Origin of the sequence: uncultured Sulfitobacter sp. (genome assembly GCF_947502895.1) — a bacterium.
Lineage (GTDB): Bacteria > Pseudomonadota > Alphaproteobacteria > Rhodobacterales > Rhodobacteraceae > Sulfitobacter.
The window spans coordinates 15,777-27,994 of the sequence record NZ_CANNBM010000011.1 but is presented as its reverse complement, the minus strand read 5'-3'; the positions used below and the strand labels follow the sequence as shown (position 1 = coordinate 27,994).

Sequence of the window (12,218 nt, the reverse complement as noted above, 5' to 3'; positions counted from 1 at the left end):
AGGGCCCCTTAGGTTTTGGCCCGTGCATCAGCATAGGCGATGAAGAAATCAAAGCTCGCCGGGTTTGCCATGCTGTCACGGTTTACCACGCGGGCGGGATCACCCCCCAACAACAGCTTTTTCACAGGAACCTCAAGCTTTTTGCCAGATAGTGTGCGGGGGATCTCAGTGACTTCTACAATTTCGTTAGGAATGAAACGTGCCGAGACACCGCTGCGGATGGCGTCATTGATCTTGGTTTTGAGTGCATCGTCGAAGGTTACGCCTGCGGCCGGCACGATAAAAAGGGGCATAAAGCTTTCACGACCCAAAAACTCCAGATCAACGACGAGGCTATCAAGGACATCGTCCAGACCCTCCACGGCTTGATAGATCTCGGCGGAACCTAGCCTTAGCCCTTTGCGGTTAATCGTTGCATCCGAGCGGCCAAAGATCACGCTGGCGCCGGTTTCGTCTATGCTGATCCAGTCGCCGTGGCGCCAAACACCTGGGTAAGTGTCGTAATAGCTATCGTGCAGGCGGCTGCCGTCATCGTCACCCCAAAAGAACAGTGGCATGGAGGGCAGCGGTTCGGTGCAGACGAGCTCACCTACTTCGCCAATCAACTCGTTGCCGTCGGGATCATAGGCGCGCACAGCATTACCGAGCGCGCGGCATTGCATTTCACCGGCCCGCACAGGCAAGGCGGGGTGACCCAGCACAAACGCCCCCGCAAGGTCGGTTCCGCCAGAAATCGGTGCAAGCCAGACGTCTTGCTTCACTTCGCGGTAAATCCAGTCATAGGCATCTGCGCTGAGCGGTGAACCGGTAGAGCCGAGCGAACGTAGGTTTGTGAAGTCCAGCGTTGCGTGCGGGGTGACACCAGCCTTCAGGCAGCCCGCAAAGAACGCAGCGCCTGCGCCGAAATACGTTAACTTTTCTTGAGCAACAAAGCGCCAGACGGTCAACATATCAGGGTAGTTTGGTGCGCCGTCATACATACACACTGTGGCCCCCTGCCCCAACGCCATCCACTGGGCATTCCACATGATCCAGCCAGATGATGTGAGCCAGCAAAAGCGATCATTGCTGGTCAGGTCGTGGTGAAGGGATTGTTTGGCTGCTTCGAGGATAATGCCGCCATGGCCGTGCACGATGGGTTTCGGATTGCCCGTGGTGCCAGAGGAGTAAACAATCCACAGCGGTTGGTCGAAGGGCACCTGTGCAGGTGCGAATGCTACGTCATCGTGCAGTAGACTGTCCCAAGCAACATGCCCTTTCGGCATATCACCCATTATGGGGAGGGTCACAAATTGCACGACGCTGTCTAACTCGGCAGTGATCAGGGCAAGCACATCGCGTCTATCGACCTGTTTGCCACCGTGAACATAACCATCTTGTGCGATAAACACTTTGGGCGCAATTTGCTTGAAACGGTCAAGGATTGCGACGTGGCCCATATCAGGCGCGCAAAGTGACCATGCCGCACCGATGCTCGCTGTTGCGAGAAATGCGATCAACGCTGCTTCGGTATTGGGCAACACAGCGACCACTCGGTCGCCCTGCCCAACGCCCATCTTCCGCAGGTTCGCCGCGACCGAGGCGACTTGACTGCGCAAAGCGCCCCACGACAGCTCTTTCCGGCCAGAAGTTTCGGAAAAGCTAACGATGGCGGGATGGTCTGACCGCCCCTCTGCGTGGCGCAAAATATTCTCGGCATAGTTGAGCATTGCGCCTTCGCACCATTTGGTGCCGGGCATTTTGCGATCAGCCAGAATACAGTCATATGGGGTACTTGCATGGACTTCAAAAAAGTCCCAGATGGCCGACCAGAACCCCTCAAGGTCCGTGACGCTCCACTCCCACATCGCGTTGTAGTCATCGAATGTCTGGCCCCGTGTTTCTGCCACAAAACGCTCGAACGCAGCCATCGTCGAGGCATCTGCCCGCTCTTGGCTCGGCTCCCACAAGACATGGCTCATGTCATCGCGCCCTGAACCAATGCCTTGAGTTGGGGGCGGGCAGGATAAGAGCTGCTCGGGATGAGCTGGGTGAAGAAGATCACCGACAGCTCGGTCGCGGGATCAATCCAGAAAAAGGTAGAGGCCATGCCACCCCAGCTAAAATCACCTATGCTGCCCGGCGCACGTGCGCGACCCGGATCCAGCAGAACAGCGCCGCCAAGGCCAAAGCCCATACCCTCCATCGGCTGTTCTGCAAAGCTGCTTGGCCCCATCGACGCGATATCGCCGCCCAGATGATTGCGCATCATAAATGAAAGCGTTTTGGGGCCGATCAACCCAGCGCCCCCCGTGCGCATCATTTCACAAAACTTCAGATAATCGTCGATTGTACCGACCAGCCCACCGCCGCCAGATTGAATCTGTGGCCCCAAGTAGGGGGAGCGGGTCGCGCCATCTAACAGGCGCAACGTATCCTCACCAACATCAACTTTTCCGACTGAAAAAGCACTGCCTGCCTGTGGGGTGTAGCATGCAGCAAAACGATCTTTGGCTGTGCTGGGCACGACAAATCTGGTCTCATTCATGCCGAGGGGGTCAAATATCTCATCGATAAAAAACTGTTCAAGTGTTTTGCCGGAGACGATTTCGACCACCCGTCCCAATACGTCAATCGATACCGAGTATTCCCACCGCTGGCCAGGCGCGAAGGCCAATGGCAGGGCTGCCACCTTATCACACATCTCAGCCAGACTAAGCCTATCCCCGCGAAATTCGATACGTTGTTCCGTCATGGCAGCGCCGAGCACACCGGGGTTAAAACCGTAGCTCAGGCCCGATGTGTGGGTTAGCAACTGATGCAAAGTCGGCGTGGCACAAGGCACCGTCTCGGTGATGCTGGTCGCACCTGTTTGCAGACAATGCATATCGCTGAATGCTGGAATGAAATCAGACACAGGTGCATCCAGATGGAACAACCCACGTTCGGCGAGCATCATGATGGCCACCGAGGTGACAGGTTTGGTCATCGAATAGATGCGCGCAACGGTATCACGCTGCCATGGCGCGCCTGCATCGGTATCGCGCAAACCACAGTCGTGATAATATACTTCACGTCCCCCTTGGGCCACCAATACGGAGGCACCCGCAAAGCGGCGCGTGTCGATATAGGATTGCATCCAGGTACTGATGCGGCTCAGGCGGGTTTCGTCAAAGCCGGCCATCAGACCTCCAGCCACTCCTTGCGTACGTCTTCGCGGGCTTTCAGCTCGGCAGGGGTGCCTTCGAACACGACCTGTCCGTGCCCCATGACATAGACGCGATCAGCAATGTCCATCGCGATGGAGAGCTTCTGCTCGACCAACAGGGTCGAAATGCCTTTTTGGGCAATCGCTTGCAGGACTTCGGCGACCTTCTGAACCATCTGCGGCGACAGCCCCTCCGTCGGCTCGTCAATCATCACGAAATCGGGGTCACCCATCAGCGTCCGGCACATGGTCAGCATTTGCTGCTCGCCGCCTGACAGAACCGATGCCTCAACATCTGCGCGACGATCAAGGTTTTCAAACATCTCGAACATCATCTGCATAGACCAACGGCCTGCGCCATCTTTTTGGCCAGGCTTCAAGCCCAGCGTCAGGTTCTGGCGTGTTGTGAGGCCCGGAAAGATGTCGCGGTTCTCGGGGACGTATCCCAGCCCCATATTGGCAATCTCATAAGCCTTCTTTCCAGCGATCTCCTTGCCACGGAATTTGACCGAGCCATGCGGGGCGACTTCGCCCATAATGGCCTTGCAAGTAGTCGAGCGGCCCACACCATTGCGGCCCAGAAGGGCGACAATTTCACCCTCTTGTACGTTCAGGGTTACACCCTGAAGAATGTGGGATTTGCCGTAATAGGCATGCATGTCGGTAACTTCGATCAATGTTCTTCCTCCAGTGCGGCACCCAGATAGGCTTCTTGTACTTTCGCATCACCGCGCACGTCTTCTGGCGCACCCGTTGCGATGATTTCACCATAAACCAGAACGCTGATCCGGTCCGCCAGACCGAATACAACACCCATGTCATGCTCTACCATGATCAGGGTTTTGCCCTCGGTTACTTTCATAATCAGGTCGGTGATATAGTCGGTCTCTGAATGGCTCATGCCCGCTGTCGGCTCGTCGAGCATGATAACATCAGCGCCCCCCGCTATGGTGATCCCGATCTCCAGCGCGCGCTGCTCGGCATAGCTGAGCGTGCCTGCGGGCAGATCACGACGGCCGAGCAGGTTGATCTGGTCAAGGATCGCATCAGCACCCTCGGTCAGTTCCCGCTGGCGGTTCACGATATTCCAAAAGCTGTATTTATAGCCATTGGACCACAGCAGGGCGCAGCGGATATTCTCGAACACGCTCATCTTTGGGAAGATGTTGGTGATCTGGAATGACCGGCTGAGGCCTTTACGGTTGATCTGGAAAGGCTCCAGTCCTGCAAGGTTTTCGCCGTGCAGCTTGACTGTGCCCGCAGTCGGGGCAAAGCGCGCTGTGATCAGATTGAACAGCGTGGACTTACCTGCACCGTTCGGCCCGATAATCGCATGCCGCTCGGCCTTGCCGATGCTCAGGTCAATCCCGCGAATAATCTCGGCTTTACCGAAGCTCTTCTTGAGGCCCGTTAGTTCAAGTGCTGGTGTGCTCATGATGCGCCCCCTGCTGTGTTTGCTTCGTTCCATGCGTCCTTGAGAGACGGCGCCGTAACTCTTGCGATCCCGATGCCAATTGCTGCAATCGCGCCCGCAATGATCCAAGGCATGAGGGTATGGCTGTCAAAAGTTGTCCAGAACAGCGTCATTTCATTGTCGCCCGTTGCGCCGTGACGATAATGGAACGTCATCTCGACCAAAGCACAGAGTCCAAGGATACCAATGGCCGCAGGCAGCAGTGTTTTAAAGTACGGCACAATCAGCAACTTCCATTTGCCCAGTCTGACTGCAGGCACATGCATCATGATAAGCCCTGCCAAACCACCGGGGAAGAACATGACCGTCGCGACAAAAAGTGAACCTGCGTAAAAGGCCCACAGCTCGGTCTCAAGGCTCAGAACTGTCTGCACCAGCGTAAAGACGACTGCGCCGATGATCGGGCCGAAGAAGAACCCGACACCACCAAGGAAAGTCACCAGCAGGATGATCCCGGAGGATGCCGCATTCAGGTTTTCCTCTGTCAGGATCTCATAGTTGATTGCAAAGAGGCCACCCGAGACACCTGCGAAAAAGCCCGAGGCCACGAAGCTGTAATAGCGAACCCAGCGCGCGGAATATCCCAAGAACTCGGCGCGCTCGGGGTTGTCGCGTACCGCATTTGCCATCCGGCCCACGGGTGTACGGCTCCAGAGATACATCAGACCAGCGGAGATGATCACCCAGGCAGCTGTCAGATAATAGACTTCCTGCTGCTGCAAAAACTCGACGCCAAAGAAGGGTTGGGCATAAGTCCGGTCGCCGCTGATGCCCTCTTCACCACCAAAGAAGGCCACGACGATAACGGAACTTGCTGCAATCAGTTCACCCACACCGAGCGAGATCATCGCAAAGACTGTACCCGCAGATCGGGTAGAAAACGCGCCGACAATCAGTGCCAGCCCCATCCCGAACAGTCCGCCAAACAGCGGCAAAATTGGTAGCGGAATAGAGGCGAAGAAGTCAGACATGTTCATCAAGTGCATGCAAAAGAACCCGCCAACACCCGCATAGACCGCATGGCCAAACGAGAGCATGCCCCCCTGCCCCAACAGCATGTTATAGGCCAGCGCAAAGATGATCGTGATCGACATCTGGTTCATAATCGTCAGCGCGGAGTTGTTGGTGAACACCATCGGTAGAACCAACAGAGCAATAATCGCGATGATCCAAGGACCAAGAGTAAGTGTCATTGAGCCTGCGCGCATACGCTGCGCGGGCTTTGTCGGATCGGTTTTAAGCTGATCGTTCATTGTGTACGCTTTCCGAAAAGACCTGCTGGGCGGAAGATCAGGATCAACACCATCAGGATATAGGGGAGAATATCGGCGATTTGCGGACTGGTCAGCGCCCAGAAATCGCGAAAGATGTTATCGTCCATGTTCTCAGGCGTGGCGATACCGATCGCGTTCAGGATATTTTCCATTTCGATGTTGTAGGATTTGGCAAAAGTCGTGATCCATCCGATCAACAAGGACGCGACAAGCGCGCCCCATAGCGATCCGAGACCACCAATAACGATCGTCACAAACACGATAGAGCCAAGCACAAAAGCCATACCAGGGAAGGTGCCCAACACAGGCCCCGCAATGACACCGGCAACGCCCGCCAACGCCGTACCAACACCGAATACGCCCATGAAGATCAGCGGCACATTGTGGCCCAATGCCTCCACCGTGCGTGGATAGCTGAGGGCTGCCTGAATAATCATGCCGACCCGCGTCTTGGTGAGGATATAAAGCAGTCCAAGAAAGATACTGACCGAGATGAAGATCATGAAAATCTTGTAAGCTGGAATGGAGTTGCCAGAGATGGCGAATGCAGTGAAGTTCAATATATCCGGCACATCATATGGCATCTGGTTTTTGCCCCAGATGAACTGCACCAGCTCTTCAATAAGCAGCGCGAGGCCAAAAGTGAAAATCAACTCGGGCACATGCCCGTATTGGTGGACGCGGCGCAGTCCGTACCTCTCGACAGCGGCACCTGCGACGCCGACAATCAAGGGTGCTATCAGCAGCCCCATCCAAAACCCCAGCGCGATACTGATTTGGTACGCAAAATACGCACCAAGCATGTAAAAGCTGGCGTGGGCAAAGTTCAGAACGCCCATCATCGAGAAAATAAGGGTCAGGCCGGCGGACAGCATAAACAACAGCAGTCCTGTCACCAGCCCGTCGATCAAATTGACGAGAATGAGGTCCATTTGGCCCCTCCGGTACGATAGATGTGAAAAGATAAAAACGCCCGCCCCTCACGCAGAGGGGCGGGCAGGATACAAGCCCTTAAGAAGGAACTTTCATCTTACAGGTGGTCTCGATATCGGCAGATGCCATCGGGATCGTCTTGATCACGCGCACACCGTACTCGGAACCATCATAAGGGAAGTCGATACCCTCGTTTGTGTGCTCGAAGATGTGCAGATCCTGAATGGCCTGGTGATCGCTTTCACGCATCATGATCTTGCCACCAAACATTGTCTCGTACTCCATACCCGACAGGGCATTTGCAACTGCAACAACGTCATCTGCTGTACCTGCTTCTGTGATCGCAGCAGCAAGCATGCCGATGGTATTGGAAATACGTGTCTGGTCTACGTTACCGTCAGGATACTTCGCTTTGAATGCGTTGACATAAGCAGCAGCTTCCGGTGTCGGGGGGGGGTTCAGCTGGCCTTCGCCAACCAGACGCACGATGCCTTTACCAGTTTCACCAAAGGCTGCCGTGATGCCCGAACCCGCAGCATAGTAGGTATAGATCGGGCCGGAATATCCGTTCTCGATGATGGATTTACCAAGACCGAGCATGTCCGCGCCCCAGTTACCGGTAATCACCGCATCTGTTTTCGCATTCACGATTTTACGCGAGTATGGCGTAAAGTCCTTAACCTTGCCGATCGGGTGAAGCTCGTCGCCAACGATTGTGATGTCTGGACGTTTCTCACCAATGTACTTGTTCGCAGCAGCGGCAACAGCCTTACCAAAGGAGTAGTCCTGACCGATCAGGTACACGTTCTTGATGGAGTCGTCTGCCGCGATGCTGTCTGTCACAGCGTCCATCTTCATGTCGGCATGTGCATCAAAACGGAAGTGCCAGAAGTTACACTTGTCGTTGGTCAGTGCCGGATCTACCGCGGCATAGTTCAGAAACAACACGCGGCTGTCTGGGTTACGACGGTTGTGCTTGTCCACCGCTTCGGTCAGTGCGTTTGCAACGCCCGAAGAGTTACCCTGCACAATGTAGCGTACGCCTTGGTCGATCGCGACCTGCAACTGAATCAGCGACTCTTTCGGGCTGATTTTGTTGTCGAAACCGATAACTTCGAATTCCGTGCCGCCTAGAACACCACCGTTCTGATTGACCATGTAGTCTGCGGCGAATTCAAACTGGTGCAGACCATTTGTGCCAGTGCTGGCAAAAGGGCCAGACAGCGGATCAATGAAAGCAATCTTGATGTTTTCTGCAAATGCAGCGCTTGCACCGATGATAAGTGACAGTGCAGATACCGCACCGAGTTTTGTGATCTTCTTCATTTGTGTTCCTCCCTAGGAAAGCCCGTCGCTAGTTGCGATCTTTATGTCTGGGCAACAAGCCGAGAGTTACACACCCCCCCAGTAAGTCAAGCGTTCACATGCCTTGATTTGCACTCTATGACGCTGCGGAACCTTGACCATCGCGCAGAAGACAATGAACAATAGCTGCGGGGCGACAAACTAACCCATTGTTATAAATCATATAATTTAAAGTGTGGCTACGTTTTGAGCACGTGACAATAACATAGTTCGCAAACATGCAGGCGTGAAAAATTTAGCCGGATTTCTTGATGAAAGCGTAGAATATCGGTGTTTGACGCATCGCAAAATGGATGCAATCGCAGCAATTTATTCCGCTAGGCGGAACGGCTGCCCGTTAAAATAATGAGTTGTGACTGCGATTCCGCTACTGCTGAAGGCTTAGCGCATGAGCGACTTTTAGCAGACGGTCCGCGTAGACGCCTTCAAGCTGTTTGCGTTTCACCCGATAGGACGGACCACCAACATTCAAACCATACACGCGGCCATCGCTAAGTGAGTGAACAGGAACCGCAATACCGTTCACATCAGACCGCCAAGTGCCGTAGCCGGTACAATACCCGTTCGCTGCATATTCTTCCAACGCAAGCTTGTACTGCGCGCGGGCTTCACGCTCGGCTTCGAGACTGTCTGCGCGTGCAAACCCGAATATCTGCTCGCATCGTTCTTCCGGCGTACCAGCTATAATTGCCTTGCCTATAGCAGACGTAAACAATGGCATCCGCGTGCCAACACGCACCAGAAGTGTCACCTCTTCTGTAGAAGAATCTGTCGCCAGATAAATTACCTCGGTGCGGTGTTGCTCGCCCAAGGCGACTGTGATGAAAGGGTTGGGCCCATCGCTGCGCAGCGCGTGCATTTCGTGTTTCGCACGGTCGCGCATGTCCATTGCAGCAAGGCGGCTAAAACCCAAACGCAAAACACCCGCGCTGAGGCGATACGTACCGACGCGGCTGTCGGCAACAAGATAGTCAAGCTCGCATAGGGTATGCGTCAGGCGTGAAATGGTCGCTTTCGGCAACCCCGTACGTTCGGAAAAATCACTATTTGTCAGCGTCATGTCGCCACGGCGAAAGCAGCGCAAAATCTCAAGTCCACGCGCCAGCGCGGTGACAAAGTTACGGTCCTTGCCGTCAAGCTCAGGGTCAAAATGATCCATGCTTACCCCCTCTTGAGGGCATCAAGCCCATGCTGCGCAAAAACCGGTACAAATGCCCCAACCTTCATCGCCCGTTCGGGGTTGGATGCGTTCCCGTCCAGCGCACGTTTTAAAACACCCTGAATAATCGCAGCCATACGGAAAAAGGTGAAACCAAGGTAATAGCCAAAATTATCAATCCCGTTCAGGCCGCGTCGCTCACAGTAGTTCACGATAAACTCTTCATCACTGGGAAGCCCGAGAGCCGCACGATCAAGCCCTCCCATGCCGCGCCCTTCTGACCCTGCTGGCAGTTGCCATTGCATAATTACAGCTGCGAGGTCGGCAAAGGGATGACCAATGGTCGACAGCTCCCAATCGAGCACGGCACGGCACTGTGTGCCTGTTGCGTCAAAAATCATATTGTCGATCCGGTAATCGCCATGCACCAGTGTGCGCTGACCATCATCTTCCGGCCGCTCGCCTACCAACGCATCCATCAATTTATCCATCGCAGGGATTTTGTCTGTCTCGGACGCGCGGTATTGCTTGGACCAACGCCCCACTTGACGCTCAAAGTAGTTGCCCTCAGGGCCGTAATCACCAAGCCCTACCGCATTGATGTCAACGCTGTGCAAAGCGGCAAGAACCCTGTTCATCTCGGAAATGATCGCTGTGCGATCAGCCATCGCGACATCTGGCATAGCAGGTTCATTGAAATTACGGCCCTGCACATGGTCCATAATGTAGAACATCGATCCAATTACGCTGTCGTCTTCGCACAGCAAATGCATTTTCGATACAGGTACATCCGATCCTGCCAGCGCGCTCTGCACGCGAAATTCGCGGTCGACCGCGTGGGCTGATTTTAGCAATACACCCGGAGGTTTGCGGCGCAGGACATACGAATGCGAGGGCGTTTCAAGCATGAATGTCGGGTTGGATTGCCCCCCTTGAAACTTCGTCACTACCATCGGGCCCTCGAAACCTGACAGGTTTTCGGTCAGATAGGCATGTACTGCGGCTTCATCCAACGTCTGTGTATCTGTCATAAATTACGTCCCTAACTGTAACTCATCAATGCCGCACCTTGCGGTGTGGCGTAGTGCGGTGTGGCATTAAACTCGTTCAACGAAAAAAGGCTACCCGAAAACATGAAGCGCGTCATTGCTGCATTTTTGATTTGTAGATTGAGGTTCATCATATGCGGCGCAGGCGCGCCCAGAGATGCAGCAACAAGCTGGCCAATCACGCCGCCAGAGCTGATAACAAGAACCTTCTTTGCATCTGTATCGACACTAAAAGCACGGGCCGCCTCAACCCGCTCAACAAAAGTTGTCCATGTCTCGTACGGGTCGTCAATCTCATCACGCTGCCATGCGAAAACAGTCTCCCGCAGAGTGCGGAAATGGACCTTGCGATCCCCTTTTACCAAATTGGGAATGTCGCCTTTGAAACGTGCCTCCAACAAATTGCTAAAGTCATATTCATTCAGCCCTGCATGCTCTTCCGGCACTGGCGCAAAGCCCATCTCGACAGCGGTATCAATCTGGCGGTTCAACGTCCCCGTCACGACGCGGTCAGGGGTCCAATCCATTGAGCGCAACCATTCCCCCGCCGCGCGGGCCTGTGCGCGGCCAAGATCAGACAGCACATCATAGTTTTCAGCGCCAAAAGACGCCTGCCCATGCCGGATAACGAGAAGTTCAGCCACCTAAGTCCCAAACCCGTCTTTTGTTCTGCAAGGCTTGCGCTTGGGGGACATGCAGGATTGAGTTTACAGGAAAAATAAAGAAGCGGGGACCGGCTTTCATGAGAATTCTGCCGCGAGCTTTTTACCAGCGGCAAAGTATTCGCGCGCCATACGGTCAACGATATCGCCAGCAGGGCCAACAGATTTGATCGCTCCGATCCCTTGACCAGAGCCCCAGATTGTCTTCCATGCCTTTGGTTTTTCACGGTCCGTACCAAAGTTCATAGATGAGGCGTCTGCGGTGGGTAGATTGTCAGGGTCCATTCCTGCGGCCTCAACCGATCCTTTCAGATAGTTGCCCCATACGCCTGTGAACAAAGAGGAGTAAACGATGTCTTCGGCACCTGAATCTACGATCATGTCTTTGTAGCCTTGATCGGCGTTTGCTTCATCGGTCGCGATGAAAGGTGATCCTGTATACCCCAGATCTGCCCCCATAGCCCGCGCCCCCAGAAGGCTTTGACCTGTGGCAATCGAGCCGGAAAGTGCGATCGGCCCGTCATACCATTCGCGAATTTCACTCACTAATGCAAAGGGTGACTGCTGGCCTGCGTGGCCCCCCGCCCCGGCAGCAACCGCGACAAGGCCATCGGCCCCTTTCTCGACTGCTTTCTTGGCAAATTTATTGTTGATGATGTCATGCAATACGATCCCGCCACAGCTATGCGCAGCTTCGTTGACCTCTACACGCGCACCCAGCGAGGTAATCCAGACAGGTACCTCGTGCTTGACGCAGATTTCCAGATCACGGTCCAGACGGCTGTTTGAGCGGTGCACGATCTGGTTGACTGCATATGGCGCTGCCGGAGAGTCGGGATTGGCTTGGTTGTAACGGTCCAGTTCTTCCTTGATCTCGGTCAGCCAGGTGTCAAGCAAGGGAGGCTCGCCCTCGGCCTCTCGTGCATTCAGTGCGGGGAACGATCCGATAATGCCTGCCTTGCACTGTGCAATCACCAGTTTTGGTACAGAGATGATAAACAAGGGGGACGCAATCAGCGGGATGCGCAGGCCTTGCAGCGCTTTTGGCAGGTGGGAATCGTCGCGGGCCATGGGGCCTCCTATCGTCATGTTTACAGTGAGGGGGCGGCTGAAAC

11 protein-coding genes are annotated in these 12,218 nt (G+C 54.6%); all 11 read right to left on the bottom strand.

Features of this window, described 5'->3' with window-relative positions; translation table 11 throughout:
• Positions 1-8 precede the first annotated feature (8 nt).
• Positions 9-1,961: an acetoacetate--CoA ligase gene (locus Q0903_RS19510; RefSeq protein WP_299417996.1), complete on the bottom strand. Its 1,953-nt coding sequence runs from the start codon at positions 1,959-1,961 to the stop codon at positions 9-11.
• On the bottom strand, positions 1,958-3,163 hold the full coding sequence (locus tag Q0903_RS19505; RefSeq protein WP_299417994.1) for a serine hydrolase domain-containing protein: 1,206 nt from the start codon (positions 3,161-3,163) through the stop codon (positions 1,958-1,960). The genes Q0903_RS19510 and Q0903_RS19505 overlap by 4 nt, the downstream gene beginning before the upstream one ends.
• Positions 3,163-3,846, bottom strand: coding sequence for an ABC transporter ATP-binding protein (locus Q0903_RS19500; RefSeq protein ID WP_366141521.1), 684 nt, complete (start codon positions 3,844-3,846; stop codon positions 3,163-3,165). The genes Q0903_RS19505 and Q0903_RS19500 overlap by 1 nt, the downstream gene beginning before the upstream one ends.
• Before the next feature lie 14 nt (positions 3,847-3,860).
• Positions 3,861-4,622: an ABC transporter ATP-binding protein gene (locus Q0903_RS19495; protein WP_299032109.1), complete on the bottom strand. Its 762-nt coding sequence runs from the start codon at positions 4,620-4,622 to the stop codon at positions 3,861-3,863.
• Complete coding sequence (locus tag Q0903_RS19490; RefSeq protein WP_299417990.1) at positions 4,619-5,914, bottom strand: branched-chain amino acid ABC transporter permease; 1,296 nt, start codon at positions 5,912-5,914, stop codon at positions 4,619-4,621. The genes Q0903_RS19495 and Q0903_RS19490 overlap by 4 nt, the downstream gene beginning before the upstream one ends.
• On the bottom strand, positions 5,911-6,867 hold the full coding sequence (locus Q0903_RS19485) for a branched-chain amino acid ABC transporter permease (protein ID WP_299032115.1): 957 nt from the start codon (positions 6,865-6,867) through the stop codon (positions 5,911-5,913). Before Q0903_RS19485 ends, Q0903_RS19490 begins: the two co-directional genes overlap by 4 nt.
• A gap of 79 nt (positions 6,868-6,946) precedes the next feature.
• Positions 6,947-8,194 (bottom strand): branched-chain amino acid ABC transporter substrate-binding protein, encoded by a 1,248-nt coding sequence (locus Q0903_RS19480; protein ID WP_299032118.1) that lies wholly within the window; start codon positions 8,192-8,194, stop codon positions 6,947-6,949.
• A 406-nt stretch (positions 8,195-8,600) separates the two neighbouring features.
• Complete coding sequence (locus Q0903_RS19475) at positions 8,601-9,392, bottom strand: IclR family transcriptional regulator (RefSeq protein WP_299417988.1); 792 nt, start codon at positions 9,390-9,392, stop codon at positions 8,601-8,603.
• Between the two features lie 2 nt (positions 9,393-9,394).
• A complete protein-coding gene (locus Q0903_RS19470; RefSeq protein WP_299417986.1) occupies positions 9,395-10,423 on the bottom strand; it encodes a phosphotransferase family protein in 1,029 nt (342 codons plus the stop codon).
• A gap of 11 nt (positions 10,424-10,434) precedes the next feature.
• The gene (locus tag Q0903_RS19465) at positions 10,435-11,085 is read right to left on the bottom strand and encodes a histidine phosphatase family protein (protein WP_299417984.1); all 651 of its coding nucleotides are present in this window, start codon (positions 11,083-11,085) and stop codon (positions 10,435-10,437) included.
• 96 nt (positions 11,086-11,181) lie between these two features.
• Entirely contained in the window at positions 11,182-12,174 is a 993-nt protein-coding gene (locus tag Q0903_RS19460) for a nitronate monooxygenase family protein (RefSeq protein ID WP_299417982.1), read from the bottom strand.
• Positions 12,175-12,218: the final 44 nt, after the last annotated feature.